The 26,861-nt window shown below is 52.2% G+C and carries 23 protein-coding genes; 9 read left to right on the forward strand and 14 right to left on the reverse strand.

All coding sequences use genetic code 11. The features are described 5' to 3' along the window. Positions 1-113: 113 nt before the first annotated feature. The gene (locus ACO0K9_RS15755; RefSeq protein WP_422986670.1) at positions 114-1,193 is read left to right on the forward strand and encodes an MBL fold metallo-hydrolase; all 1,080 of its coding nucleotides are present in this window, start codon (positions 114-116) and stop codon (positions 1,191-1,193) included. A gap of 57 nt (positions 1,194-1,250) precedes the next feature. Here ACO0K9_RS15755 and panB read toward each other — a convergent pair whose 3' ends face one another. The 8 genes from panB to ACO0K9_RS15795 all read right to left on the reverse strand — a co-directional run bounded on the left by panB (position 1,251) and on the right by ACO0K9_RS15795 (position 8,060). Further along, positions 1,251-2,063, reverse strand: coding sequence for a 3-methyl-2-oxobutanoate hydroxymethyltransferase (panB, locus tag ACO0K9_RS15760; RefSeq protein ID WP_422986541.1), 813 nt, complete (start codon positions 2,061-2,063; stop codon positions 1,251-1,253). A gap of 459 nt (positions 2,064-2,522) precedes the next feature. Then, complete coding sequence (locus tag ACO0K9_RS15765; RefSeq protein ID WP_422986543.1) at positions 2,523-2,975, reverse strand: REP-associated tyrosine transposase; 453 nt, start codon at positions 2,973-2,975, stop codon at positions 2,523-2,525. 118 nt (positions 2,976-3,093) lie between these two features. Continuing rightward, positions 3,094-3,618, reverse strand: a complete 525-nt coding sequence (locus ACO0K9_RS15770; protein WP_422986545.1) for a hypothetical protein — start codon at positions 3,616-3,618, stop codon at positions 3,094-3,096. 133 nt (positions 3,619-3,751) lie between these two features. Beyond that, positions 3,752-4,231: a 2-amino-4-hydroxy-6-hydroxymethyldihydropteridine diphosphokinase gene (gene folK / locus ACO0K9_RS15775; RefSeq protein ID WP_422986547.1), complete on the reverse strand. Its 480-nt coding sequence runs from the start codon at positions 4,229-4,231 to the stop codon at positions 3,752-3,754. 2 nt (positions 4,232-4,233) lie between these two features. After that, positions 4,234-5,595, reverse strand: coding sequence for a polynucleotide adenylyltransferase PcnB (pcnB, locus tag ACO0K9_RS15780; RefSeq protein WP_422986549.1), 1,362 nt, complete (start codon positions 5,593-5,595; stop codon positions 4,234-4,236). Next, positions 5,592-6,281, reverse strand: coding sequence for an HAD family hydrolase (locus ACO0K9_RS15785; RefSeq protein ID WP_422986551.1), 690 nt, complete (start codon positions 6,279-6,281; stop codon positions 5,592-5,594). Before ACO0K9_RS15785 ends, pcnB begins: the two co-directional genes overlap by 4 nt. Before the next feature lies 1 nt (position 6,282). After that, the gene (hda, locus tag ACO0K9_RS15790) at positions 6,283-6,978 is read right to left on the reverse strand and encodes a DnaA regulatory inactivator Hda (protein ID WP_186949162.1); all 696 of its coding nucleotides are present in this window, start codon (positions 6,976-6,978) and stop codon (positions 6,283-6,285) included. Then, on the reverse strand, positions 6,975-8,060 hold the full coding sequence (locus ACO0K9_RS15795; RefSeq protein WP_422986554.1) for an AI-2E family transporter: 1,086 nt from the start codon (positions 8,058-8,060) through the stop codon (positions 6,975-6,977). The genes hda and ACO0K9_RS15795 overlap by 4 nt, the downstream gene beginning before the upstream one ends. 175 nt (positions 8,061-8,235) lie before the next feature. Between ACO0K9_RS15795 and purM the strand changes: the two genes are divergently transcribed. The 5 genes from purM to ACO0K9_RS15820 all read left to right on the forward strand — a co-directional run bounded on the left by purM (position 8,236) and on the right by ACO0K9_RS15820 (position 13,877). Further along, the gene (gene purM / locus ACO0K9_RS15800) at positions 8,236-9,279 is read left to right on the forward strand and encodes a phosphoribosylformylglycinamidine cyclo-ligase (RefSeq protein WP_422986556.1); all 1,044 of its coding nucleotides are present in this window, start codon (positions 8,236-8,238) and stop codon (positions 9,277-9,279) included. A 256-nt stretch (positions 9,280-9,535) separates the two neighbouring features. After that, entirely contained in the window at positions 9,536-10,969 is a 1,434-nt protein-coding gene (locus tag ACO0K9_RS15805; protein WP_422986558.1) for a circularly permuted type 2 ATP-grasp protein, read from the forward strand. Positions 10,970-11,057: 88 nt separating this feature from the next. Further along, positions 11,058-12,008 (forward strand): alpha-E domain-containing protein, encoded by a 951-nt coding sequence (locus tag ACO0K9_RS15810; protein ID WP_422986560.1) that lies wholly within the window; start codon positions 11,058-11,060, stop codon positions 12,006-12,008. 16 nt (positions 12,009-12,024) lie between these two features. After that, positions 12,025-12,831: a transglutaminase family protein gene (locus ACO0K9_RS15815; protein ID WP_422986562.1), complete on the forward strand. Its 807-nt coding sequence runs from the start codon at positions 12,025-12,027 to the stop codon at positions 12,829-12,831. Between the two features lie 167 nt (positions 12,832-12,998). Then, positions 12,999-13,877, forward strand: coding sequence for a peptidase (locus ACO0K9_RS15820; protein WP_422986564.1), 879 nt, complete (start codon positions 12,999-13,001; stop codon positions 13,875-13,877). A gap of 91 nt (positions 13,878-13,968) precedes the next feature. On the opposite strand, the gene ACO0K9_RS15825 is transcribed toward ACO0K9_RS15820, so the two are convergent. Next, on the reverse strand, positions 13,969-14,559 hold the full coding sequence (locus ACO0K9_RS15825) for a DNA-3-methyladenine glycosylase I (protein WP_422986566.1): 591 nt from the start codon (positions 14,557-14,559) through the stop codon (positions 13,969-13,971). Between the two features lie 197 nt (positions 14,560-14,756). Here ACO0K9_RS15825 and ACO0K9_RS15830 point away from each other — a divergent pair, with 197 nt between their 5' ends. Further along, entirely contained in the window at positions 14,757-16,928 is a 2,172-nt protein-coding gene (locus ACO0K9_RS15830) for a DUF4214 domain-containing protein (RefSeq protein ID WP_422986568.1), read from the forward strand. 85 nt (positions 16,929-17,013) lie between these two features. On the opposite strand, the gene ACO0K9_RS15835 is transcribed toward ACO0K9_RS15830, so the two are convergent. From ACO0K9_RS15835 to ACO0K9_RS15845, 3 genes are all read right to left on the reverse strand, one after another. After that, entirely contained in the window at positions 17,014-18,207 is a 1,194-nt protein-coding gene (locus tag ACO0K9_RS15835) for a trans-sulfuration enzyme family protein (protein ID WP_422986570.1), read from the reverse strand. Further along, a complete protein-coding gene (locus tag ACO0K9_RS15840; RefSeq protein WP_422986572.1) occupies positions 18,204-19,580 on the reverse strand; it encodes a pyridoxal-phosphate dependent enzyme in 1,377 nt (458 codons plus the stop codon). The genes ACO0K9_RS15835 and ACO0K9_RS15840 overlap by 4 nt, the downstream gene beginning before the upstream one ends. Before the next feature lie 572 nt (positions 19,581-20,152). Next, complete coding sequence (locus ACO0K9_RS15845; RefSeq protein WP_422986574.1) at positions 20,153-21,487, reverse strand: MFS transporter; 1,335 nt, start codon at positions 21,485-21,487, stop codon at positions 20,153-20,155. A 380-nt stretch (positions 21,488-21,867) separates the two neighbouring features. On the opposite strand from ACO0K9_RS15845, the gene ACO0K9_RS15850 reads away from it, so the two are divergent. Together ACO0K9_RS15850 and ACO0K9_RS15855 are read left to right on the forward strand one after the other, a co-directional pair. Further along, entirely contained in the window at positions 21,868-22,002 is a 135-nt protein-coding gene (locus ACO0K9_RS15850) for a hypothetical protein (RefSeq protein ID WP_422986576.1), read from the forward strand. A 451-nt stretch (positions 22,003-22,453) separates the two neighbouring features. Next, entirely contained in the window at positions 22,454-23,797 is a 1,344-nt protein-coding gene (locus ACO0K9_RS15855; RefSeq protein WP_422986578.1) for a GH1 family beta-glucosidase, read from the forward strand. A gap of 307 nt (positions 23,798-24,104) precedes the next feature. Here ACO0K9_RS15855 and ACO0K9_RS15860 read toward each other — a convergent pair whose 3' ends face one another. Both ACO0K9_RS15860 and ACO0K9_RS15865 read right to left on the reverse strand, forming a co-directional pair. After that, entirely contained in the window at positions 24,105-24,314 is a 210-nt protein-coding gene (locus tag ACO0K9_RS15860; RefSeq protein WP_422986580.1) for a hypothetical protein, read from the reverse strand. 67 nt (positions 24,315-24,381) lie between these two features. Further along, complete coding sequence (locus tag ACO0K9_RS15865) at positions 24,382-26,796, reverse strand: TonB-dependent receptor (RefSeq protein ID WP_422986582.1); 2,415 nt, start codon at positions 26,794-26,796, stop codon at positions 24,382-24,384. Positions 26,797-26,861 lie beyond the last annotated feature (65 nt).

Below are 26,861 nucleotides of genomic sequence, written 5' to 3' on the forward strand. Positions count from 1 at the left end.
AACTACACTGTGTAGTGTAATAATTCGGTATGAACTCTGTTTGAGCGGCATATCGAATTGAATAAAATTTGTGCTTTCTACTGCACACCATACCAACAGGAGCGTTGATGACCATGGCTTATGTTTCTTATTCCAGCCCGGCAGAGGGCATGCTTACTACCAATACCGTACTGCAGGAAGCAGGCGTGGGCTTTGTGAACCAGGCACCAGTACGTGAGCCTGGTTTTTTGCAGAATCTGCGGATAGCCTGGAAATTCTTTTTTGATAAACCCAAAGATACTGTGCCCAGCGGCAGTATCCCTGTGTTTGAATTGACGACAGCGCAATTGCTGGCCGCGCCAGACAATAGTCTGTATCGCCTTGGACATTCGACCTTGCTGCTGAAACTGCAAGGCGAATTCTGGCTGACTGATCCGGTGTTTTCTGAACGCGCTTCGCCTTTCCAGTGGATGGGCCCCAAGCGCTTTCACCAGCCGCCCATCAGTATTGCCGATCTGCCTCCCATCAAGGGCGTGATTCTGTCGCATGACCATTATGATCATCTCGATTATTCTGCCATTTTGCAACTGGCGAAGAAGACCGAACATTTCCTGACACCTTCGGGTGTGGGCGAACGTCTGGTCAAGTGGGGCATAGACCGTGCAAAAATCCAGCAACTGGCCTGGTGGCAAAGTACTCAGGTTGGTGGCATACAGTTTGTGGCGACACCGGCCCAGCATTTTTCCGGCCGTGGCTTGCATGACCGTGACCAGACCCTGTGGGCATCCTGGACCATCATTGCACCTGATATGAAGATATTTTTTAGTGGCGATACCGGTTACTTCAAGGGTTTTAAAGAGATAGGCGACAAGTATGGCCCGTTTGATCTGACCCTGATGGAAACCGGTGCCTATAACCAGATGTGGCCGGACATCCACATGCAGCCGGAAGAGTCTTTGCAGGCACATCTGGATTTGCGCGGCAAAACCATGCTGCCCATCCATAACGGTACGTTTGATTTGTCCATGCACAGCTGGTACGAGCCGTTTGAACGCATCGTCACCCTGGCGCAGCAACATGGAGTGAGAATCAGCACGCCGCAAATGGGTGAAGAAGTCGATATCGCCGAACCGCAAACCGGCAGGCGGTGGTGGCTATTCCCGAACACTCAGACCAGCCGCCCTGTCTCTTTGCAGTCAGTACTGGCGGATTAGCACAGGCCATTGAATGAAAACAGCCCGCAGGCGCATGCCTTGCGGGCTGTTTTTGTTTTAAAAACTATGTTCCAAGGCCGGGAAAGACTGGTCTTTAACCGCTGCCACATACGCCAGTACTGCGGCATCGATGCTGGTTTGGCCTTCCATGAAATTTTTTACGAAACGGGCTTTGCGACCAGGGAAGACGCCCAGCAAATCATGCATGACCAACACCTGGCCTGCGCAATCTACACCCGCACCTATGCCTATGGTGGGGATGTGCAGGGATGCTGTGACTTCCTTGCCCAGGCTGGCGGGGATGGCTTCCAGCACGATCATGCTTGCACCCGCTGCCTGCACCGCCAGTGCTTCTGATTTGAGCAAGTTGGCCGACGCATCGGTCTTGCCCTGTACCTTGTACCCCCCCAACTGATGGACGGATTGCGGTGTCAGGCCCAGATGCGCGCAGACGGGTATCGCACGTTCGGTCAGGAACTTGATGGTCGGCAGCAACCAGGTGCCCCCTTCCAGTTTAACCATTTGCGCACCAGCCTGTACCAGTTGTACCGCGCTGTTGAAGGCTGCTTCCGGCGTGGCATAGCTGCCAAACGGCATGTCGGCGACGACCAGGGCTTTTTGATTGCCACGGGCGACAGCAGCGGTGTGATAAGCGATATCTTGCAGTGTCACTGGCAGGGTGGAGTCATGTCCCTGGCATACCATGCCCAGGGAATCGCCGACGAGTAAAACCTCTACACCGCAGCGGTCCATCAGGGATGCGAAACTGGCATCGTAGCAGGTGAGCATGGTGATTTTTTCACCTTTCTCGCGCATGCTGATTAAGCCGGGAATGCTAACTGCTTTACGGTCTTGCAAATATTCAGCCATTCTTTTTCTCCAGAGGTGATGCTGTCGTTTGGTTTTTGTTTGACAGCGATTTTTTGTCTCCACCTACATCTTCTAATTGTTATTTTTATCTATCTCTTACACCTATTTTAATAAGGAAATTGTATTGCCGCTGATTGTCCAGGCGACTGCAGACTGGCTCCTTGGGTGCTTACACTGCGCTTCAGCATTGCGGCAACAGCCAGACAGTTTTTACAAATGCAATTTTCCAACTGAACAATATAACGCCAAACAAGGGCCCGCTTTACATTTGGCAAGCTAGAAAGTGACAGGTGCCAAGGTCGCCATGATACAACACCGCTGAAGTTGCACCGTAGGAGCGGCTTTAGCCGCGAATAGTGTGTCGTACCGGCCATTTCCATTATGGTGTGTTTTGCTGTGTTGGTTGATCGCGGCTGAAGCCGCTCCTACGGAGATGTGCAGGTGGTATACATCAGGGATTTACACGTAGATGGCATCCCACAGTGGGTAGTCGGCGAGTTTTTGCACCAGGCCAGCTCGCAAGGGATTTGCCACTACGTAACGTGCCATGGCCTGAATATCTTCATCCGCCCTTGCTGCGTGATCATGAAAACCATTTTGCCATATGCCGTTCAAGCCGAGCATGGCACCTATGCGCCGTGAGGATTGGCCTTTTACCCGTTTCATCACCGCTGACAAATCACTTGTTTCGCCAAGTACGAACAACCAGTGCAAATGGTCGGGCATGACGACAAAAGCCAGGCTGGTACTCATCCTGGCCTCATCGCTTGCGCGCAATACCTGCACTAATTCCCGTCCCATGCGCCAATCAGTGAACAAAGGCTGCCGCCCACGTGTCACGGTGGTGACCAGATACACCCGGCCGGGTTCAGAAAAACGTCCGCGCCGTAAATTGCTGCCGTGTGCCAGCATTAGCCAACCCACACTATTTGAGAAGTCCTACTGCATCTGCCATTCGCGGCTGAAGCCGCTCCTACGGGGAACGGACTAGGGATGGAGCGTGCTGGAATATGCTGTGGTTTAAGCATTGCTAAACTTTTGTCGGGCCCAGACTGAACAAGTCCTGCGCCCGCAAGTCTCGGTAAATTGCGTTGTAATCGCGCCGGTAATTGGGGCCGAGTAAGACGAAATCTTGTATCAGGGCGTCGCTGACCCAGCGCCCTTGTAAGGGCATTAGACCCGCCATCAATACTGCACCGGCATGCCCCTGTGTCACCATGCGCAAGCGGTCGGTAAGACCGAGCACACCATAGGCTGCTTGCCCTTGCTCGTCCAGCCAAACCGAATAGCTGCGGGTGTCTTTCAGATAAACCCAGTGTTCTACTCGTAGGGCGGCAATGGCGTCCAGGATATCTGCATCGGCTTGTGGGTGGGCAATGCGATAGCGGGTCAGTGCAGTGCGGTCGGCCAGATAATACTCGCGTCCTTTGATCAACTGGTGTATCGATGGCCGTATCGATTGTTCCTTACTCTTCTCTTGTTCGTTGACCAAGGAGCCAAGAAAGGTCGTATAGGTGTTGATGAAACGAAGAGCCAGAGTGGGATCAACGATCATATATGGTCTCCTTAACGATCTTGAGAAGTGGCAGATTTTGTTTTCGACGCATAAAAGACTAGAAATCCAGTTTGCTCATGCTACCTGTAAAGACAGGTCTGCCGGGGTGCACCGTGATTTACTTTTGCAGGCATCAGGCGCAGGTTAATTCTTGTATGCGCTGACCAGCGACGGCGGCGACAAAATCTTGCGCACGGCCTTTGCCGGGGATGTAAACATCGCTGGCCAGTTGCAGCAGTGGCAGCAGCACAAAAGCGCGTTCTGTCATGCGGGGATGCGGCACTTGCAGGTTGGCGGTATGGATTTCTTCGGCACCATACAGCAGCAAATCCAGGTCCAGAGTACGTGGGGCATTGCGGTAGGGGCGCTCGCGTCCGTGAGCCAGTTCTATGGCTTGCAGATGTAGTAGCAGGGTAGTTGCGCTCAGGCTGGTATCCAGTTCGGCGACGGCATTCACATAATCGTCGCCGGATGAATCTATAGGCGCACTGCCGAACAGGGCAGACTGGGCCACCAGGGTGGTATCAGGCACTTGCGCCAATGCTGTGATGGCCTTGCCTACGGTGGCTTTGGCATCACCCAGGTTGGCACCTATGCCGATAAAAGCTTGCATGCTCATTCAGCGGCAGCGGCTGCTTTGCGTGGGGCACGACGGCGTGGGCGGCGTTTTCTTACACCGGCTTCGGCTGCAGTTGCCTTGGGTTTGCTATTGATCAGGTGTTCGCGTTCATCGGCTTCACCATCGATAAAATCGGTCCACCATTCGCCAAGATCGGCATCAATCTCACCCGATGCGCAGCGCAATAACAGGAAATCATAACCGGCACGCAGGCGCGGATGTTCCAGCATTTTATAAGGTGTTTTACCGATGCGTTTTTCAAAACGGGGTTGCATGGCCCAGATATCGCGCATGTCTGAACCTATCTTGCGCTGTATTGCCAGTGCATCGGTCTGGGTATTCAGGACATCGTCGGCTGCCAGGTGCAGGGCAGGGATGGGGAATTCGCCAGCAGCCTTGTAGGCGTCCCATTTTTCCACTACCTGATGCCACAACAAAGAGGCAAACAAAAAGCCTGGCGACACTGGTTTGCCTTGTTGCACGCGCAAGTCGGTATTGGCCAGTGCCAGGGTTACAAATTTTTCACCCAGGGGTTGTTCCAGCACGACATCCAGCAAAGGCATCAGACCATGATGCAGGCCTTCTTTGCGCAGTTGTTGCAGGCAGGCCATGGCATGGCCACTGGTCAGCAATTTCAGCATTTCATCAAATACACGGGCGGCGGGTACGTTATTGATGAGCGGGGCCATCACTGGTATCGGGGCACGTGTGGCAGCATCAATGTCGAATTGCAGTTTTGCGGCAAAACGCACCACACGCAGCATGCGCACCGGGTCTTCGCGATAGCGCGCTTCTGGCACGCCGATAATGCGCAGGGTTTTCTTTTTGATGTCTTTCATGCCGCCGTGATAGTCGAGCACGATTTCGGATGCCGGGTCGTAATACATGGCATTGACGGTGAAGTCCCGGCGTGCCGCATCTTCATATTGTTCGCCAAAGGTATTGTCACGCAGCACCCGGCCGTGTTCATCCTTGGGTGCGCCATCGGTGGCAGAGCCACGGAAGGTGGTGACTTCCAGCAAATCCTGGCCAAACATCACATGCACGATCTGGAAGCGGCGGCCGATGATAAAGGCACGGCGGAACAGACGTTTCACCTGTTCTGGCGTGGCGTTGGTGGCAATGTCAAAGTCCTTGGGTTTGACGCCGGTCAGCAAGTCACGTACTGCACCGCCGACGACAAAGGCTTTAAAGCCATTCTCTTGCAGGGTCTGGGTGATGCGGATGGCATTCGCAGACACCAGTTGCGGATCTATGCGGTGGTCTTTGGGACCCAGCACAGTTGGCTTTTGGTTGGCGCTGGCGACATCGCTCTTGTTTTTAACGCCGAGTATTTTGCGAATAAATTTCTTGATCATTGCTTGTCAAACAGGTGAAGTTGAGGCCAACCCTTGGTCTGTGCATAGGCGCGCAGTTTGTCGTTGGGATTGGTGGCGACAGGGTGGCTGACGCGTTCCAGTAGCGGAATATCGTTTTGCGAATCGCTGTAAAAATAGCTGTTATTAAAGTCGCTGAGTTGCCTTGGTTGTGTAACTTCCTGCTTGGCCAGCCAGTCTTGCAAATGCACGACCTTGCCCGCGCCTGAGCTGGGCACGCCCAGCAATTTACCGGTGATATTACCTGCTGCGTCCAGTTCCGGTTCAGCGGCCATCAGGTGTTGCACCCCTAGGGCTTTTGCTATGGGTGCGGTAACAAAGCGGTTGGTCGCTGTGATGATGGCGATCAGGTCATCCTGGTCCTGGTGTTTTTTAATTAAATCAAAAGCAACTGGTAGCAGGACGGGCTGTATGACCTCCTGCATGAATTGCGCGTGCAGTTCATCCAGCCTGCTGCGCGGGAATTGCGCCAGCGTGCCCAGGGCAAATTCCAGGTATTCCACCGGATCCAGCGTACCAGCCTGGTATTGGGCAAAGAAATCCGCATTGCGACGGGCGAATGCATCGGCATCGACTGCCCCTGTGCGGCACAGGAACTGTCCCCATTCATAATCAGAATCGATGGGGATCAGGGTGTGGTCGAGATCAAATAAGGCGATATTGCGCATGCTAGTCATGTGTAGAGTCTGGCCCCGGCTGTTGCTGCAACATCAGTTCGCGCAGCAGCGGCAGGGTAATAGGACGTTTGGTTTCCAGTGAGTAATGGTCCAGCTGATCGAGCATATCGGATAAATAACTCATATCACGCCGATAGTGGGTAATCAGATAGGGTAACACGCCCGCCGACAGTTGTATCCCGCGGGCGTGGGCGGCACGCTCAAGGGCATCGATCTTGTCTTCATCGGTCAGGCCATGTACCTGATAGATCAGGCCCCAGCCAAAGCGGGTGCGCAAGTCGTCACGTACATTCAAAATCATGGGCGGGTGATTGCCTGCCCCGACCAAAAAACCGCCATGCGCACGCGCCTCATTGAACAGATTGAAAGCCGCGATCTGGTTCAGCGGTGGTAACTGGTCGCAATCGTCCAGCAGATACAGGCTGACACCTTCGGTGAAATCAAAGGCACTTTCCGGCGCATCAGCTGGGATATAGCGGGCCGAGGCATCATCGGCCAGTGCATGCAGCAAATGGGTTTTGCCGGCACCAGCTTCACCCCAGATATAAACCGAGCGTTCACCATACTGACTGGTGATGCGCTGGGCAAACAAGCCCAGCAATTGCGCCAGTTCAGCATTTTGCCCCACCACAAAGGTGGCAAGGGACGGCAGTTTCTGCGCGTCCAGGTCCAGTAATAATTGCCTCATGTCTGACGATAAAAAGAGCTATTCATGTAAGACACACGCAAGTGCTTGACGGCAACCGAGACGATGGCAGAAGCGGGCAAGGCAATCAGGATACCGATAAAGCCAAACAGTTGCCCGAATGCCATCAAGGCAAAAATCACGGTCAGAGGATGCAAGCCTATGCGTTCGCCGACCAGGCGTGGTGTCAGATAAAACGATTCCAGCATTTGTCCTATGCCATAAATGATGGCGACAGACATCAGGCCACCAAAACCATCAAATTGCAGGATAGCACCGATCAGCGCCAGTACCAGTCCCAGTCCATAACCCAGATAAGGGATGAACACCAGAAAACCGGTGATGATACCGACCGGCAGTGCCAGGTCAAAACGGGCGATGCTGAGTGCCACGGAGTAATACACGGCCAGCACGATCATCACCAGGATTTGCCCCCGCAGGTATTGCGCCAGCAATTCGTCGACTTCGGCGACCGCACTGGCGGTTTGTTTGACAAAGCGGCGTGGAATGAAGTGGCTCAGGCGCTTGATCAGGGCATGCCAGTCCATCAGCAGATAAAACAACACGATGGGAATCAGCAATAAATTGGCGACCATACCCAGTAATGCGGTGCCACCGACACGTATTGAATTCAACACCGCTTTACCGATGACGTCACCGCTGCTGGCCATTTGTTCAGTCAGCAAAGTCTTGATGCCATTGCTGTCCAGTCTTACCTTGATGCCAAACTCAGACAGCATGGGGGCCAGCATTTGATCCAGCTTGTCAAAAAAGCGCGGTATCTGGTCTTGCAACTGCGGGACTTCTTTTTGCAAGATCGGTATCATGATCAGAAGCATGGCCAGGACGACTGCAATCAGCACCACAATAATCAGGGTTGCGGCCACCGAACGTGGCAGGCCAAATCTGCGTATGCGCAGCGCACATAGCTTGTCCACCCAGGGTGTCAGCACATAGGACAGGATGCTGGCAACGATGAAAGGCATCAGCACCGGGCCCAGCAGTGATAGCAACAGCAGCAGGCCAAATGCCAGGGCCAGCCACAGCATGGATTGTTTTTGCTCCGACGTAAAAGAAAATGGCATTTTATGGCTGCTTAGTAGTCAATATAGTAGTCAATAGTAGTCAAGGTGACATCGAATTTACTGCATGGTCCCAAAAAACAGAGTTTTCGCGGTCAATTTGTTAAAATAGCGGTTTTGCCGGACTTTTCTGGCAATTCCTCTATTTTACCGCCTCCTGCCCCTATTGCCGAATATCATGAGCACTTCTACCCCTGTTTCTCTCTCTTACGCCGACGCTGGTGTCGATATGGTCGCTGGCGACGCCCTGGTTGACGCCATCAAACCTTTTGCCAAACGAACAATGCGCGAAGGTGTCATGGCTGGCATAGGCGGTTTTGGCGCCATGTTTGAAGTCAGCAAAAAATACAAGGAACCTGTCCTGGTTTCCGGCACCGATGGCGTGGGCACCAAGCTGAAACTGGCTTTTCACCTCAACAAGCATGACACGGTAGGCATCGATCTGGTGGCCATGAGTGTCAATGACATCCTGGTGCAAGGTGCAGAACCCTTGTTCTTCCTCGACTATTTTGCCTGCGGCAAGCTGGACGTGACAACTGCTACCGACGTCATCAAGGGCGTGGCCTTTGGTTGCGAACAAGCCGGTTGCGCCCTGATCGGCGGTGAAACGGCCGAAATGCCCTCCATGTACCCTGATGGTGAATATGACCTGGCCGGTTTTGCAGTTGGTGCCGTAGAAAAATCCAAAATCATTGATGGCAGCAAGATACAGCCCGGTGACGTGATTCTGGGTCTGGCTTCGTCCGGCATCCATTCCAACGGCTTCTCGCTGGTACGCAAGATCATTGAAGTCGCCAAGCCAGACCTGAGTGCCGATTTTCATGGTCGCAGCCTGGGCGATACCCTGATGGCACCTACCCGCATCTACGTCAAACCTTTGCTGGCCCTGATGGAATCCCTGGAAGTCAAAGGCATGGCCCACATCACCGGTGGTGGTTTGGTTGAAAACGTCCCGCGTGTATTGGGTGACAAACTGACTGCCGTCCTGCATAAAGATGCCTGGACTCTGCCACCCTTGTTCACCTGGCTGCAACAGCATGGTGGTGTGGCCGACGCAGAAATGCACCGCGTCTTCAATTGCGGCATAGGCATGGTGGTGATTGTCGCAGCTGAGCTGGCAGATGCTGCCCTGGCACAATTGGCCGCAGCCGGTGAAACCGTATACCGGATTGGTGAAATCCGTGCCCGTGCCGGCGATGAGCATCAGACTATCGTAGTCTAGTATCGTCGATACTATATCCGTAGCAATGCAACCTGCCAGCCAGGTTGCGTGTTGTCTGTAGCATCCCAGCCCCGCGTTTCTGTCCGCGTTTTTGTCCGCATTCCTCCTGCGTTCTTTTCAGCCTCGCATTCGGCTGGCATATTTTGCGCGCTAAACAACACCCCTTTCTGAGCAAAACCCTGTTCCTGCAAATCGCTGAGTGAACTGGCACGTTTCTTGATATGCTGTTGTTGTACTGTAACCGCGAGACTTGAACATGGCAAAATTTTTCAATGAAATGGCGGCCGTTTATGCAGGCACGCCCAGCAATAACAGTCACACCCGCGAGCATTATCGCGAATTTTGCACCTGGCTGGCACAGCAGTCTGCAGAACAGCTACAGCGCAAGCGCGCCGAAGCCGACCTCAGCTTCCGCCGCGTCGGCATCACCTTTGCTGTCTATGGTGATGATGCCGGTACCGAACGCCTGATCCCCTTTGACATCATCCCCAGGATCATTCCTGCGAATGAATGGGCGCAATTGCAAAAAGGCCTGGTCCAGCGGGTGCAGGCACTGAATATGTTCATTCATGATATTTATCATGACCAGAAGATCATCAAGGCAGGCATTATCCCTGCCGGACAAATATACAAAAACGCACAATACCGGCCAGAAATGCAGGGTATTTCGGTCGCTTCGGATATTTATGCCCATATTGCCGGAGTGGATATCGTGCGTGCCGGCGAAGGCGAGTTTTATGTGCTGGAAGATAATTTGCGCGTGCCTTCCGGCGTGTCTTACATGCTGGAAGATCGCAAGATGATGATGCGCCTCTTCCCCGAGCTGTTTACCCGCAACAAGATTGCCCCGGTTGATCACTATCCCGACATGTTACTGGACAATTTACGCTCGGTAGCACCCATGGGCGTGGATGACCCGACAGTAGTGGTCATGACCCCCGGCATGTATAACTCGGCCTATTTTGAACATGCTTTCCTGGCGCAGCAAATGGGGGTGGAACTGGTGGAAGGCCAGGATTTGTTCGTCAATGACAACACCGTTTTCATGCGTACGACGCGCGGGCCGAAGCGGGTGGACGTGATTTATCGTCGTATTGATGATGATTTCCTTGACCCGCTGGCTTTCCGTCCGGATTCTTCGCTTGGGGTTCCTGGCCTGCTGTCAGTCTACCGTGCCGGTCGGGTCACCCTGGCGAATGCCATCGGTACTGGTGTGGCAGATGACAAATCCATCTATCCTTTTGTACCGGACATGATCAAGTTTTACCTGTCTGAAGAAGCGATATTGAATAATGTACCGACTTTTCAATGCCGCAAACCGGAAGACCTGTCCTACACCCTGGCCAACCTGTCCGAACTGGTGGTCAAGGAAGTGCATGGGGCTGGCGGTTACGGCATGCTGGTAGGTCCTGCTTCCAGCAAGCAGCAGATAGAAGATTTCCGCCAGCGCCTGCTGGCCAAGCCGGATGGCTATATCGCCCAGCCCACGCTGGCATTGTCATCCTGCCCGACTTTTGTTGAAAATGGCATCGCCCCCAGACATATTGATTTGCGCCCCTTTGTATTGTCAGGCAAGCATATCTCCATGGTGCCGGGCGGCCTGACCCGCGTCGCCTTGCAGGAAGGTTCACTGGTGGTGAATTCTTCACAAGGCGGCGGCACCAAGGATACCTGGATACTGGAAAATTAATCACCTCATGCACCCTCGCAGCCTTGTGCACAAATGCCGGGTTGCCTTTGAATGTTGCAACAGGTTTTGACGATTGAGGAAAAATACCATGCTAAGCCGCACTGCCGATCACTTGTTCTGGATGGCGCGTTATACCGAACGCGCTGAAAATACCGCACGCATGCTGGATGTGAATATACAGACGTCGATGTTGCCGCAGTCGGCAGTAGATGCCGAACGGGGCTGGCGCGCCATGCTAGGCATCTCTGAGTTGCAGTCTGCCTTTGATCATCAATATGGAATACTGACCAAAAAGGATGTGCTCGATTTCATGGTGAAAGACCCCATGAACCCGTCGTCGATTGCATCTTGCCTGAAAGAAGCGCGCGAAAATGCGCGTGCCGTGCGCGGCACCCTGACCACCGAAGTATGGGAAACCCAGAATGCCACCTGGCTGGACATGCAGGAAAGATTATCTGACCACGTATTGGAAAATGATCCCAGCCAGTTTTTTGAATGGGTCAAATACCGCTCCCATTTATCACGCGGCGTTACCCTGGGCACCATGCTGAAAGATGAAGCGGTGCATTTCATTCGCCTTGGTACTTTCGTCGAGCGTGCCGACAATACGGCACGTATACTGGATGTGAAATTCCATGGTGCGAAAGAAAGCAAGCGTGGTAACGACAGCCTGCAAAGAGAGTTTTATTACTGGGCCGCGTTGCTGCGTTCGGTATCTGGCTTTGAAATTTATCGCAAGGTGTATCGTGATGTGATCACCCCTGAACGGGTGGCCGAGCTATTGATTTTGCGGGGTGATATGCCACGTTCGCTATTGGCCTGCATGGATGAAGTCGTCGCCAACCTGCGTGAAGTGCGCAATGATGTGTCCGCCGATACCGAGCGTTTTGCCGGCAAGTTGCATGCAGAACTGAAATTTGCCCGGATAGAAGAAATACTGGCTGCCGGTCTGCATGATACCCTGACCACATTCCTGGAAAACATCTTTGAGCTGGGTAATCGTGTCAGCCGCGACTTTCTGGTTCCGCTGGCAGCCTGAGATTATCCGAAAAATCATGCAACTTATCATTCGTCACGAGACCATTTACCATTACTCTGCGCCGCTGACTTATACCATACAGCAACTGCGTCTGACACCGCGTGCAGAGCAGCACCAGCATGCAATTTCATGGCAGATCAGGACAGCAGGGCAGCGCCATGCTTACATTGATGCTTATGGCAATCCTTCGCACACCCTGACCATCACCGGCCTGCATCATGAGGTGTCCATCATTGCCGAGGGGGTGGTTGAACTGGCCATGCCTTATCAGGGGCGGATTACTGATCAGGACACTTTTTCACCGCTGGTATTTACCGTGCCTACCCGTCTGACCGAGCCGGTTGCTTCCATTCTTGACTTCGCTGGCAGCCATTTGCCTGATCTGGGCAAGACCACTACTGGTGCATTGCTCAATCTGGCGACGCACATTCGTGGTGCAGTGGAGTATCAGACTGGTGCGACCATCGTCACTACCAGCGCCAGTGATGCCTTGCAATTGGGGCGCGGGGTTTGCCAGGACCATGCCCACCTGTTTCTGGCTTGCTGCCATGCACGCGGTATCCCGGCCCGTTATGTGTCTGGCTATATCGACCCCGAATCGAGCGATCATGCCGAGAGCCATGCCTGGGTCGATGCCTGGGTGGAAGATGCCGACTACACTGGCTGGGTCAGCGTGGATGTGACCCACGCCCGCCTGATGACGGATACCTATTGCCGTTTGGCTATCGGCCGTGATTATGATTCAGCTGCTCCGGTACGCGGCGTAAGGCGCGGCGGCGGGCACGAGACCATGAGTGTGACCGTGGCGGTAACGCCGCGTTGACGCTGGTATTGTGCAAATAGAATATTAAAAATTTAATTTATTTGTGATTTGCCCCGAATTTCGGCCAGATTTTCTGGCCGATACGCCACATTTTGCATCAGGCTGATGCTTTATCTGGGGCAAGATTAAGGTAGAATCCCCACTTCGTTCCACCAAGACTTTGCTCTATGACTTACTGTGTTGGCATGCGGCTTGACGCCGGGCTGGTGTTTCTCTCTGACTCACGTACCAATGCGGGCGTGGATCAGGTAGGTACTTTCCGTAAAATGTCGGTCTTTGAAAACCCTGGCGATCGCACCATGGTGCTGATGACCGCCGGTAATCTGTCGATTTCGCAATCGATACGACAACTGGTCTCTGAGCATGTGGATGGCAAAGGCAATACTATCTGGACTGCCCCGAATATGTATGAAGCCGCCCGTATCGTCGGTGAGGCTGTGCGTATGGTGCATCATCGCGACGCCCAGGCATTGTCCGAGTTCGGTATCGACTTTAATGTCAGTCTGATTTTTGGTGGACAGATCAAGGGTGAGCGCTGTCGCCTGTTCCAGATTTATTCTGCCGGTAATTTCATAGAATCGCACAATGAAAATACCTATTTCCAGATTGGTGAAGCCAAGTATGGCAAGCCTATCATAGACCGTGTCGTTACCCCCACCACACCGCTGGATGAAGCAGCAAAATGCGCGCTGATTTCCATGGATTCGACATTGCGCTCCAATGTGTCGGTGGGTTTGCCGCTGGATTTGCTGGTGTATGAAGATAATAAACTGGCGATCACCCATTTCGTCACTATCGATGAAAAGAATCAGTATTTTCAGATGATACGCAATACCTGGGGCAAGCAATTGAAAAGCGTATTTGAAAGTATTGATGATCCGGTCTGGAATGCCAGCCCCGAAGTCATTGATAATGTCCTGTCTGCCACTAATATGCACAGTAAGCCCGTGCGGGTGGAAGTGCCAGCGCAACTGATAGAAAACCCGCAACCGCCAGGACCTTTGCAATCACTGGCACAACATCCCAACAGTAATAAGCAGGCTTGAATCAATAGACTTCAATAGACTTGAAACCTGTGCAACACAGGTGTTATCAGGTGCCGTCAGGGGCCATCAAGTGGCACCTGCTGCGCCTGGTTTACGCGTTACCAGCCGTCTTGCGCACAGCCTTGGATATGTTGGACTGATGCCGCCAGTCGCAGTCGGCAGCGTGGTCGTTGACCAAGCCTATGGCTTGCATATAGGCGTAGATAATGGTGGAACCGACGAATTTGAATCCGCGTTTCGCCAGGTCTTTTGAAATACGATCCGACAAGTCCGTCGTGATGATGCGTTCGCCACTATTGATCAGTGGTTTGCCGTTAACATGGGCCCACAGGTAAGCATCCAGGCTGCCCACTTCTTCACACAGACGCAGATAGGCCTGTGCATTGGTAATCGTGGCAGCCACTTTCAGGCGATTCCTGACGATGCCGGGATTGGCCAGCAATTCTGCGACTTTGTCCGGGCCATAGGCAGCGATCTTTTTTGCATCCCACTGGTTAAATGCCTGCCTGTAATTTTCGCGCTTGTTCAAGATGGTTTCCCAGCTTAAGCCCGCCTGCGCGCCCTCCAGGTTCAGCATTTCAAACAGGCGTCGCTCATCGTGACAGGGCACCCCCCATTCATGGTCGTGATAATGCAAATACAAAAGATTAGAGGAATTAGCCCAATTGCAACGTGTAGTCATGCTTGGCAACCATCAATTTAAGATATGATTCTAAAATATTAAATTTTAACAATGTGTTTCAATTTGCTGCTCTATTTTACTTACTTCGTACAAAGCCTGTTGCAGAATGGTGCTGCAGGGCAGCAATAGCAAGTTTGAAAATTGTAAATTCATAGTGTCATTGTTCTTCATCAGACGAAACCAGATTTGGAATCAACATGTTCAGCTTTAAGCAAAGAAATAACACGCTGTCTGCCTTGTCAGCCCTGACCCTGAGCCTGATATTGGCAGCCTGCGGTGGCCAGGATAGTAAAACTGTGGCCAATTCAACTACGCCAGCTGCGGCGCCTCCGGTGCAGGCTGCATCAGTCAGTACAGATACCACAGTATTTTCTGGCAAACGCCAGGACTATACGATTACCAAGGTCACGAATGCCGGTATCAGCGGTTTTATCGTCAGCGATACCCGTGCCGGTGGTACTTCGGTCACCTTGGCCAGCAATATAAAGAACATCCAGTTTTCCGATTTCCATGTGAACCTGAGCATTGGGGATAAAGCCAATTCCTTGTCCGCCACCAGTTTGAATTCCCTGATAGACCTGTATGTCGCGTTCTTTAACCGGGTACCGGACGCGGATGGACTGGCCTACTGGATAGATCAGGTCAAGGCGGGTATGTCTGACGACCAGATTGCGGATAGTTTTTACCTGGTGGCCTTGCAGTCACCAACGCTGACTGGTTATACCAGCGGCATGAGCAATGATGACTTCATCCGCATCATTTACAAAAATGTGCTGGGCCGAAGTGGTGCCACGGCACCGACCGCCCTTGAAATTGATTACTGGTCCAGCCAGTTGAAAACAGGTACGACAAAAGGACATATCGTCAGGGCGATGCTGGTGGCTGCGCGTGAATATGCAAATGACCCGACCTGGAGTTGGGTGCCAGCTTTACTTAACAATAAACTGAATGTCGCCAATTATTTTGCTGTACAGCAGGGCTTGAACTACAACAACCTGGATGACAACATCAGCAAGACCATGGCGATTGCTGCGGCTGTCACCAGTACCTCAACCACGGCAGCGCTAGACCTGATCGGTGTCAATGACAGTAATCTTAATCTCAGCAGTAGCCTGGGGACACCTGAGAGTCTGGCGAATATCTGTACCGTAGATGGCAAGAAAAAATGGGTGCGTTCTCATTTGGACGATGTGTATCTGTGGTATCGCGATATTATTGATGTACCACCCGCGCAATACAGTACGGCAGAAGACTATTTCACTGCATTATTGGTCAGGTCCAAGGACAGATTCAGTTTTACTTCGGAGCAGGGCAGCATAGACAGTTATTTCCAGTCGGGTGAAGATGTCAGTTACGGCTATAGCCTGGTGCGTGAAGGCAGCAAGATACGTGTGCGCTACGTGCAACCAGGGTCACCTGCCGATGTGGCGCAGATCAAACGTGGCACTACCCTGGTCAGCGTAGATAATGGCTCTCTGGGTTCCTATATCAATGATGCACAATACAACGCCCTGTATCCAAGCAAATCTGAATCCCATAGCTTCCAGGTGCAGGACGGTAGCAGTGCCAGCCGCAATGTGACTATGACTGCGGTCACTGTGACGACGTCGCCGGTTTTGCAAAATCAGGTATTGAACGTGAATGGCAAGAAGGTAGGCTATATGGTGTTTACCGACCATATCCGTACCGCAGAATCACCGCTGATCAGCAGCATACGCAAGTTCCAGCAAAGCGGCATTGATGATCTGGTGCTGGACCTGCGCTATAACGGTGGCGGCTATCTGTATATTGCGAATGAATTGTCGGCCATGATTGGTGGTAGCAAGGTCACCAACAGCATATTTGAGCAATTGCAATTCAATGACAAGCATGCTGACATGACGGCTGACAATGTATCCTATTTTTATGATACCGATACGAGCAATAACTTCTTGCCTACCTTGAAATTGCCACGTGTGTTTGTTATTACCGGTAGTAATACCTGTTCGGCCAGCGAATCCATCATCAATGGCCTGACACCTTTCATGAAGGTGATACTGATCGGTGATACGACTTGCGGCAAACCATATGGCTTTATCCAGACCAATAATTGCACTACGGCGTATTTTGCGATTCAGTTTGCTGGCGTTAATGCGCTGGGCAAGGGCGATTACACCAATGGCTTTACGCCGGCGTGTTATGTGCCGGATGACCTGAATCATGAGCTGGGCAATGTCAGCGAATCACGCCTGTCTGCTGCACTGACCTATGTCAGCACCGGCGCTTGCCCGACCGTTGCAGCAGGCGTTGCAGCAGCGCCACCGTTGCAGTTTAGCCCCATCGTCGACAAGGACCCGCATCCGTGGCGGAATATCAAGCTGTTGAAATAATGCTGGGAATGAAGGCTTGAAACAAGCTGATGTAAAAACAGGGAGTGTACCGACAGTACGCTCTCTGTTTTTTTGTCATTAAGATTTATATTGCATCTAGCGCTTGTTGCAAATCATAGCGCAAATCTTCCACATCTTCTATGCCGACAGACAGGCGCACGAAAGAATCGGTGATTCCGAGTATCGCTCTTTGTTCGGCGGGGATGGTGGCGTGCGTCATGATGGCCGGGTGTTCGATCAGGCTTTCCACGCCGCCCAGACTTTCTGCCAGGGCAAATACTTCACAGCGTTCAAGGAAGCGGCGTGCACCCGCCAGGTCGGTATCCAGCTCTATGGAAATGATGCCGCCAAAACCATTCATCTGCTGCTTGGCCAGTTCATGCTGCGGGTGACTGGCCAGGCCAGGGTAATACACCTTTTTGACCTTGGTTTGCTGTTCCAGCCACTGCGCCAGATCGAGCCCGTTGGCATTATGTCGCTCAACCCGGATGTTCAGGGTCTTGATGCCACGCAGTGCCAGGAAGCTGTCAAAGGGACCAGCTATTGCACCGACTGAATTTTGCAGAAACCCCAGGCGCTCACGCCATTCGGCCTGATGTGCTTCGCCACCGACAATGGCAATACCGCCGATGATGTCAGAATGACCGTTGAGGTATTTGGTCATGGAATGCACGACGATATCAAATCCCAGTTCCAGCGGACGTTGTACACGCGGGCTGGCAAAGGTATTGTCGGCCACTGCGATGATGCCGCGTTCACGGCAGATGGCGGCTATGCGACGCAAGTCGGCCAGCTTTAACATGGGGTTGGTCGGGGTTTCCACCCACACCATTTTGGTGTCCGGCCTGAGCGCAGCCAGCAAGGCTTCCGGTTTGGTCATGTCCACGTAAGTGAAATCCAGGCCGGCGCTGCGCCTGCGCACACGTTCAAACAGGCGATAACTGCCGCCATACATATCATCGCCTGCCACGATGTGGGCACCGCTGTCGGCAATTTCCAGCACGGTGGCGATGGCGGCCAGGCCAGATGCAAAGGCAAATGCCTGGGCACCGCCTTCGAGGTCGGCCACGGCACGTTCCAGCGCCCAGCGGGTGGGATTGTGCGAGCGACCGTAATCCAGGCCCTTGTGTACGCCAGGGCTGTCCTGCACATAGGTAGAGGTGGCATAAATCGGCGGCATGATGGCACCGGTAGTCGGGTCCGGGAATTGCCCGGCATGAATCACACGCGTACCAAAGGCTTGCTGACGTTCAGGTTTCTTGTATTCGGGATAGCTCATGAGAGTGTCCTGCGTAAATGGTTAAGAAGATCAAAGCGGGTAATCAGGCCGTGAAATTGTTGATTGGATGCGATGATGGCGACCAGGCCACGATTCAGGGTGGCACGCAATGCTGCTATGCCGGCCTGCGGGTTCAGGGTTTCAATCTGACTGGTCATGGTGTCTTGCACCGGACTACGAAACAGGGTGGCGTCGCCCGATACTTTCAGCAACAGATCCGATTCATCGATGATGCCGATGATCTCGCCATGATGGATCACCGGCAATTGCGAGATATCGGCACTGCGCATGCGGTTGAAGGCCACCATCAGGGTATCGCTGCTGTCAACGCTGATGACCGCGCCATCATCAAAGCGGCGGCCTATGATGTCGCGCAGATCGCCGTAAACCTGTCGTTTCAGCAGACCCTGGTCTATCATCCAGTTGTCGTTATACACCTTGGACAGATAACGGGTCCCGGTATCGCAGACAAAGGTAACCACGCGCTTGGGCGTGGTCTGGGCCCGGCAATAACGCAAGGCGGCGGCCAGCAGGGTGCCGGTGGATGAACCTGCCAGTATGCCCTCGGCACGCAACAGTTCACGCGCGGTGCCAAAGCTTTCGGTGTCATCAATGGTGTAGGCATGTTTGACTGCCGTCAGGTCGGCAATGGCAGGGATGAAATCTTCACCTATGCCTTCCACCGCCCAGGAACCGCTGACTTCATTGACGTGACCGGTATCTATATATTCTGCCAGGATGGAACCCTTGGGGTCGGCCAGTACGAATTCCAGTTCTGGCTGTGCCTGGCGGAAAAAGCGCGTCAACCCGGTAACCGTGCCCGCAGAGCCGACACCCACCACAATCGCATCGATATCATGGCCAGTCTGTTCCCAGATTTCGGGGCCTGTCGTGGTTTCATGGGCGTAGGGATTGGCCGGGTTGTTGAACTGGTCGGCAAAGAAAGACCCGGGGATATCTTTGGCAATGCGCGCCGCATAATCCTGGTAATACTCGGGGTGGCCCTTGCCAATATCGGAACGGGTGATATGCACCTCAGCGCCCATGGCGCGCAGGTGCAGTATTTTTTCGGTGGACATTTTGTCTGGCACCACCAGCACTACGCGGTAGCCTTTGGCCCGCGCCACCAGTGCCAGGCCCAGGCCGGTATTGCCGGCTGTGGCTTCGATTACGGTGCCACCGGCTTGTAGCCTGCCATCGGCTTCTGCCGCCTCTATCATGGCCAGGCCGATACGGTCCTTGATCGAACCGCCAGGGTTTTGCGATTCCAGTTTCAGAAACAATTCACACGGTCCGGTATCAAGGCGGGTAACCTTGACCAGGGGTGTATTGCCAATCAACGCAAGTACTGCGGGATTAGTAGTAGATGTCATTTTTTCTCCAAGCCTGTTATGGCAGATCATTGCCATGCATCTTGTTACGCTTTAGTTAAAGAGGCAGCCATGCTAGCGATGTCTGCCTGTTCGGCTAAGGAATTTTTGCAACTATGCTTATGCGGAAAATGAGACTGCCGACGGGTCAGGGTTTAAGTATAGTCTTTGTGCTGATTCTTGTTGAAGATTGCTGGAACCTTGAAAACAGGGTCACGTTGTGAAGGAAAATCTGGAAGGCAGAAAATATAAATGCCGCCCGAAGGCGGCATCAAAGTGAGAGACTGTATTACGTTAAAACGTGCCCAGTTGGGACGAGCCGCTCTTCTTTTATTATTAGGACTTACGCAAAACCGCCCCAGCCGCGTTGCAGCTCTTCTCCTAGGAGCCGCGTACTAAAGTACTGTCTTCGTCGCTACGGTGCAGTCGGGGTTTCAGGCAACATGTTGCCTGCCGACGTAACGAACCTCCTCTGCAAGGGAGGTTTCCTAGAAGCGATAGCCTTGCCGGGACAATTTTGCGTAAGTCCTAATTATAAACCTGTGATGTTGTAAGCTTGTGCTGCGCTGCAGTGCTTATTCCGCTGTGCTGCGGTCCTCCTTATGATGGAAAGGAGCAAACCAGCAGACTGCGAAAGACGGAATGGTTGCCAGCATGACGAAGATAAAATAATGGGTATAACCCAGCAATTGCTGCAGGTGGCCACTGATGACACCCGTTACCATCATGCACAAGCCCATCAGACCGGTACCGAAGGCATAGTGAGTGGTGGTGTATTTGCCTGGGGCCAGTTGTTGCATCAGGTAAATCATGAAGCCGACGGAACCGAAGCCAAAGAAGAATTTTTCTATGGCTACACCGGCAGTGATCAATAGCTGGCTTTCCGGCTGGAAGATACTCATCAGCAGGAAAGTGGCATTCGGTATGTTGACGGCACAGCACAGCAGGAACAGGCTGGGTTTCAAACCACGTTTTGCGACGAACACGCCACCCAGCAAAGAACCCAGCAGCACGGCAACCAGGCCATACGTGCCATAGATCAGGCCCAGTGATTCATTCGACAGACCCAGACCACCTTTGGCAACCGGATCAACCATGAAGAAAGGGCCGATTTTTTCAAGAAAACCTATGCTCAGGCGAAACAGGAAGGCAAATGCGACCATCAGCCAGACATCGCGTTTCTGGAAGAAAGTGACGAAAGAATCGCGCAAGATATGCACAGCGTCACCGACGCTGGCGGGTGTGTTTTCTGCCTTGGCACCGTCTGGCATGGTACGCATATGCCAGAACGCCATCAGCGCGGTAATGCCGGCTACGATGAGGAAGATGATGCGCCAGGAATCCATCCATTCGGCGCCAAACACCTTGGGATCATGATGGAAGAAATCCGTATGCAGTTTGCCACTCAGATACACCAGGCCGCCGGCAGCAACGATAGGGCCGATATTCCAGCTCAGGCTTTGTATGCCGCAGTACAGGGATTGTGTCTTGCCATCCAGCGAGGTGACATACACGCCATCGGCAGCAATATCCTGGGTTGCACCCAGGAAGGAAATCAGCCAGAACAGCAGCATCAGAATCATCATGTAACTGGGCAGTGACATCACCAGTGCGACGCCGACAAAGCCGATGGCAATGGCCAGCTCGGTACAGATGACAAAGAACTTCTTGGTCTTGTACATTTCGACAAAAGAGGCAAACAAGGGCTTGATGGTATAGGCCAGGATCAGGTAACTGGCATATTCGGCAGCCTGGCCGTTATCCATGCCCAGATTTTTAAACATGATGGCGGTGACGCTGGTCAGCGTCATATACGTCAGTGCCATGGTGAAATACGTGGTGGGTACCCAGAACAGCGGTGAGGGCTTTCCTGGTACTGCACGCAGATGGACTTCTGTCTGTGTAATCATAGTGGCGGCTAGGGTGGCGCTACGCTTTGCCTGGTAGTGACTGATAGTGACAACAGTGACAACAGTGACGACAGTGACGACAGTGACACCAGGCGGCTGTGCTGACCCTGTCTGCCCGGGTAGGGCTCGCAGTAAACTGGTTCAGCGGACAACCGTAAGAATAGCTAGTCTCGTAATATTTATTATTTGCCTTGCACCAATCAAACGGCCCGGTCAGATCATGAACTGCTTCCATGAATCACCATGCCATCTTCAATGTGCAACAGCTTCGTGTGAATTATTTTCAATAATCCGGCCTTGAAAACCTTTTCAAGAAAAAGAATAGCACGAAATTTGAGAATAAAAAACTTTTGTTCATCAAAAACAGGCATTCAGGGTGCATGGGTGAATTGAAGAAAATCCTTGTCGGTGAATGGCAAAAAGGCTTGCAGCCTGGTTTTATCAGTCATTCCACATGGTTGTATGCAGGCGCGTTTTTGCTGCAGGCGGGGGTGAAAGCGGGCATCGATACATAGTAAACATGAAATTGTTTTCACTTTTTGTACGTAAAACATCTGTACTGCTCTTTTTCTCATATTCTTTAACAGATTTTGGCAGGACAGATTGTTGACACAGCACAAAGCGGATGATAAATTCCGTTTAGCTTGAAAACGTTTTCACTCTTGCTGTATGCGCTGTCTGAGCTACCGTTTGCGTATATGGTTGATATGGCCTGAAAGTAGAGGCCATATTTTTTGTGGTAAATTGAAAACGTTTTCAGTTGTGTGGCCTGATCATTTGTCATGTACTGACGCACCCGCGAAAAATGCGTGCAGATGGCACTGTTACAGTCCACCAGGAAAGTTTTGATAAAGCCGGCGGGCAGGAGGACTTGCCATGTCGCCGCCATACAGAGCTTCCTGAAAATAATAAATAAAGCCGGAGTACGGCCTGCGGGCCGGCATCCGGATTAATCCAATCCTACCAATGAATACTATGAAAAATTCGTCAGCACCACTTTCATTTTCACCGGCTTTTACCTGGGGTGTGGCTACCAGTGCCTACCAGATTGAAGGAGCTGCGGCAGCCGATGGGCGCGGCCCTTCCATCTGGGATACGTTTACCCATACACCGGGCAAGATCATTGATGGCAGCACGGGCGATGTGGCTTGCGATCATTATCATCGTTATGCCGAAGATGTAGACATCATTGCGTCGCTGGAAGTTGATTCTTATCGTTTTTCCATTTCCTGGCCGCGTGTGCAAGCGCTGGGCTACGGTGCCTGGAACGAAGCTGGTTTTGAGTTCTATTCCAGGTTGCTGGATAAGCTGGAAGAAAAAAATATCAAGGCCCACATTACGCTTTACCACTGGGATCTGCCACAAGGCTTACAGGACAAAGGTGGCTGGCTGGACCGTGAAACCACGCTGAGGTTTGCTGAATATGCAGCCGAAGTTGCGCGCCGCTTTGGTAAGCGTGTCGCCACCATCGCGACGCACAATGAACCCTGGTGTACTGCCAATCTCGGTTATGGCAACGCACAGTTTGCACCAGGTATTGCTGATACGGTACAGGCTTTACAGGTGTCGCATCACCTTTTGCTGTCACATGGCTTGGCCATGCAAGCCATGCGTGCAGTGAATACCCCGGCGCGCCTCGGTATTGTGTTGAATCAGTGGCCAGCCACACCAGCCACCGGCAGTACGGAAGACGTCGCCGCTGCTGAATGGGAATATGCACGTTCGGTACAATGGTTCATGGACCCGATATTCAAAGGGCGCTATCCGCAGAAAGCACTGGATCGCATGGACATGACGCAATTCCAGGTGCACCCGGAAGACATGCAAATAATCCGTCAGCCGCTGGATTTTCTGGGGGTGAATTATTATTTCCGTGCCTTTGTCAGTACCGAAAATCCACCCCGCAAGCCAGAAGGAAAACTGGGCTTCTCCGACATGGGCTGGGAAATTTATCCTTCTGGCCTGACCGATCTTTTGCTGCAGTTAAAGGCAGAATATCCAGACCTGCCGGCGGTGTATATTACGGAAAATGGCATGGCCGTTGCCGATCAAATCGTCGATGGAAAAATCAACGATCAGGTGCGCATCAATTATGTGCAGTGGCATCTGCAAGCCGTGCAGGCAGCGATTGCCGCCGGGGTCAATGTGCAGGGCTATTTTTACTGGAGCCTGCTGGATAATTTCGAATGGAATTCTGGCTATGAAAAACGCTTTGGCCTGGTACATGTTGACTATGCCACGCAAAAACGTACGCTGAAAGAAAGCGCTCACTGGTACCGCAATTTGATTCGTTCGCAGACCACGGCTTAAGCAGTATCCATCACAGACAGCCTTACTGTCCTTGCTCTTGTTTTTACTTTTGCCTGACCCGGCCCTATGTGCCAGGTCAGGCTTTTTATTTATTAGGACTTGCGAAAAACCGTCTCAGTTGCGTTGCAGCTCCTGCCCTGGGAGCCGCGTACTAAAAGTATTGTCTTCGTCGCTACGGTGTAGCCGGGGTTTCAGACAACATGTTGTCTGCCAACGTAACGAACCTCGCCTGCAAGAGAGGTTTCCTTAAGCGATAACCTTGCCGGGACAATTTTGCGTAAGTCCTATCTATTTATCCCGCAGCCTATCAGTAAATCCTAAGGCCGCCAGTATCATTTTGATCCATGGTCTGCGCATCCTGGTCTCCTGTTATTTTTGCTTGGTTCAATGTTGCCGCGTTGCTGCAATTCAGTGCAATGATGAAATTGACTAATGCAATGTCTCTGTCGCTACATTGACCAAACAACGAAAGCCCAGTATGGTAGCTGGCCAGGGAGATGCAAGAACGTGCATCCATGTAAAACCCCCGGTCACTTGCGTGAACCGGGGGTTTTGTCTGTTTAAGCTGAATGGATAGCTTTTATTTAGAAATCAATACCAACATTCACACCGACCGTACGTGGTGGCAGATATTGCGCCTGCCATGGTCCGTTGGCGTTCAAAGCACTGGTTTTGATTTTATTGTCACCAACATTGCGGATAAAGAAATCGCCATACCAGGCAGTTTTCCCATTGGACTGATAGCGCAGGCCAAGATCAGCACGGGTATAGGCTTCTTGCTTGTCGCCGTCACCGTAGTTGAACACGCTCAGCCAGGTATCCGTTTCGTAATGCAGGCTGAGGCGTGGTGTCAGCGTACCGCCATCCAGATGGAAGGTGTGCTGATACATGACCTGGGCTGAAAACTTCGGTGTATGTGGCATGGTGTTACCCGAAACATCCAGGCAATTGCTGATGCCAGGAATCTTACAAGCTGGCAGTGCATAGTCATTTGAGCCGCCGACCAAATTACCCAGCGTTGCCTTGGCAATGGCAATGGTGACTTGCAGCTTGTCGTCTTTACTCAGCTTGGCGGCCAGTTCGGATTCAAAGCCATACACAGTAGCGCCATCCGCATTTGATGTTTGCAGACCACGGGTGCCGTCAGGTGCGGTGACCGGTGCGCTGAACTGGAAGTCTTTGAACTTGCCATAGTACAGTGCATTATTCAGTCGAACTGTGCCGCCCATCAGTGTGCTCTTGGTGCCGACTTCGAAGTTGGTCAGTGTTTCAGGACCATAGGTTTTGCCACCATCTTGCAGACCACCTGATTTATAGCCGGTAGAGATGCTGCCATAGATCATGTTGTCTTTGTCGATGTCATGCGAGATGCGCAACAGGCCTGTCATTTTGCTGCCGCTATAGCTGCCATCATTGATGGAATAGGCTGCAAAGTTGGATGTCGCCGAAGCCGGGTCAACATTTGGAGTAATGGCAGACTGGCTCAGTTCTGGTTTGCTAGAGAAACCATAGCCGCGACCGCCAACATTGGTCCGTTTGTCAGAGGTGAAGCGCAGGCCGCCAGTGATATGGGTATCGCTGCTTGCATTCCAGGTTGCCTGACCAAAAGCAGCTGCAGTTTCCACTGTTTCTTTTGGTTGGATGAAGGAACCCTGCCAGCCTACTGTACCTTGATATGTGCCGTTCAGGATAGGAATATCAAAACGGATATCATTGGTTTCAGAACCATAATACAAACCCAGTTGCCAGTCGATATCACGGACGCCTACCGATTGTAGTTCAACTTCATGGCTGAAGTTTTTATAGTTGGACGAGACTGTATTGTTGGCTTGCATGTTGCCACCAGAAGTGAAGCTGGTTGGCAAGGTGGCACCACCATCCTGGTCGAAACGGGAAGAGCCGCTGAACTTGGAATAACCGCCGATGTAAGTCAGTTGCATGGACTTGTCGATGGCGTATTCTATTCTGCCGCGGATGGAATCGGTGTCACGTTTCAGGAAGGGGGCGGTATCTATCAGCGCCGACCACTGGCTTTGGCCAGCACGCGGATTTTGCAGCAGGTTCATCGATGGTGTGCCACGGTCTATGAATTTTTCATAGGACAGATCAATTTTTGTGGCGGCATTTGGTTTCCACAACATGCTGATACGGGCTGCACTTTGATCCTGGGCGCCGTATTTAGGACCATCCTGTACAAACAGCGCATAGTTGATAGGCTGGAATGGTACGACAGTGCCGCCGTTTTTCAGGTAAGTGGCAAATGCTGCTTTCTGGCTATCCAGGGACAGCGTAGGCGGTGTCTGGAAATCGACATAGCCATCATGTTTTTCATGAACGAAAGCAAAGCGCAAAGCCAATTCATTACTGACCGGTACATTGAATGCACCGCGTGTACCAATGCGGTTATAGCTACCTACGCCACCTTCAAAATTGCCGGAACTGTCGCCGATCTTGGCTTTGGCCGTTTGCATATTAACGGCACCAACCGTGGCATTGCGACCCCACAATGTACCTTGTGGACCACGCAGAACCTCTATACCTTCCAGATCAAACAACAGGGAAGTTGCACCTTCAGGGCGTGGAGCATAAATACCGTCGATGAACAAGGCAACTTCAGGGTCGGCGTATTCGGTCTTGGCGCTGTCATTACCAATGCCGCGCATGGTCATGGTGATGACGCCATGGTCACCCTCATTGGTGGCCTGGAAACCTGGCACCAGATTGACGACGTCCTGGACATTTTGCACGTGTGCATCTTCCAGTGTTTCGGCGTTGATGGCGGTGATGGCTACGGGTGTGCGTTGCAATGACGTGGCACGTTTGGTACCAGTCACAATCACTTCAGAAATGGTAGTACTTTCTTTGGCGGCTTTTGCCTGTGCTTGAGCTGAAGTTTGCTCTTGTGCCTGAACGCTGCCCATGCTGGCGAGCAGCGAAAAAATGGCGAACTGGATGGGAGTGCACGCGGCTTTCCGCGGCACGAATGTGCTGATTTTCATATGTCTCCTGTTACACGGTTAGATTTGTTGGCTTATTAAACCATTACGTCTTTATGTGAAAACGT

Origin of the sequence: Undibacterium sp. Ji50W, from assembly GCF_049340445.1 — a bacterium.
GTDB lineage: Bacteria > Pseudomonadota > Gammaproteobacteria > Burkholderiales > Burkholderiaceae_D > Undibacterium.

Coding starts and splice junctions, on each gene's coding strand:
- ACO0K9_RS15795 (WP_422986554.1), bottom strand. CDS start 8,060: ATGCCATTTTCTTTTACGTCGGAGCAAAAACAATCCATGCTGTGGCTG.
- purM (WP_422986556.1), top strand. CDS start 8,236: ATGAGCACTTCTACCCCTGTTTCTCTCTCTTACGCCGACGCTGGTGTC.
- ACO0K9_RS15825 (WP_422986566.1), bottom strand. CDS start 14,559: ATGACTACACGTTGCAATTGGGCTAATTCCTCTAATCTTTTGTATTTG.
- ACO0K9_RS15830 (WP_422986568.1), top strand. CDS start 14,757: ATGTTCAGCTTTAAGCAAAGAAATAACACGCTGTCTGCCTTGTCAGCC.
- ACO0K9_RS15865 (WP_422986582.1), bottom strand. CDS start 26,796: ATGAAAATCAGCACATTCGTGCCGCGGAAAGCCGCGTGCACTCCCATC.
- ACO0K9_RS15810 (WP_422986560.1), top strand. CDS start 11,058: ATGCTAAGCCGCACTGCCGATCACTTGTTCTGGATGGCGCGTTATACC.
- ACO0K9_RS15860 (WP_422986580.1), bottom strand. CDS start 24,314: ATGGATGCACGTTCTTGCATCTCCCTGGCCAGCTACCATACTGGGCTT.
- ACO0K9_RS15820 (WP_422986564.1), top strand. CDS start 12,999: ATGACTTACTGTGTTGGCATGCGGCTTGACGCCGGGCTGGTGTTTCTC.
- ACO0K9_RS15755 (WP_422986670.1), top strand. CDS start 114: ATGGCTTATGTTTCTTATTCCAGCCCGGCAGAGGGCATGCTTACTACC.
- ACO0K9_RS15850 (WP_422986576.1), top strand. CDS start 21,868: ATGGGTGAATTGAAGAAAATCCTTGTCGGTGAATGGCAAAAAGGCTTG.
- ACO0K9_RS15815 (WP_422986562.1), top strand. CDS start 12,025: ATGCAACTTATCATTCGTCACGAGACCATTTACCATTACTCTGCGCCG.
- ACO0K9_RS15765 (WP_422986543.1), bottom strand. CDS start 2,975: ATGCTGGCACACGGCAGCAATTTACGGCGCGGACGTTTTTCTGAACCC.
- ACO0K9_RS15805 (WP_422986558.1), top strand. CDS start 9,536: ATGGCAAAATTTTTCAATGAAATGGCGGCCGTTTATGCAGGCACGCCC.
- ACO0K9_RS15840 (WP_422986572.1), bottom strand. CDS start 19,580: ATGACATCTACTACTAATCCCGCAGTACTTGCGTTGATTGGCAATACA.
- ACO0K9_RS15845 (WP_422986574.1), bottom strand. CDS start 21,487: ATGATTACACAGACAGAAGTCCATCTGCGTGCAGTACCAGGAAAGCCC.
- ACO0K9_RS15770 (WP_422986545.1), bottom strand. CDS start 3,618: ATGATCGTTGATCCCACTCTGGCTCTTCGTTTCATCAACACCTATACG.
- pcnB (WP_422986549.1), bottom strand. CDS start 5,595: ATGATCAAGAAATTTATTCGCAAAATACTCGGCGTTAAAAACAAGAGC.
- ACO0K9_RS15855 (WP_422986578.1), top strand. CDS start 22,454: ATGAATACTATGAAAAATTCGTCAGCACCACTTTCATTTTCACCGGCT.
- folK (WP_422986547.1), bottom strand. CDS start 4,231: ATGCAAGCTTTTATCGGCATAGGTGCCAACCTGGGTGATGCCAAAGCC.
- panB (WP_422986541.1), bottom strand. CDS start 2,063: ATGGCTGAATATTTGCAAGACCGTAAAGCAGTTAGCATTCCCGGCTTA.
- ACO0K9_RS15835 (WP_422986570.1), bottom strand. CDS start 18,207: ATGAGCTATCCCGAATACAAGAAACCTGAACGTCAGCAAGCCTTTGGT.
- hda (WP_186949162.1), bottom strand. CDS start 6,978: ATGAGGCAATTATTACTGGACCTGGACGCGCAGAAACTGCCGTCCCTT.
- ACO0K9_RS15785 (WP_422986551.1), bottom strand. CDS start 6,281: ATGCGCAATATCGCCTTATTTGATCTCGACCACACCCTGATCCCCATC.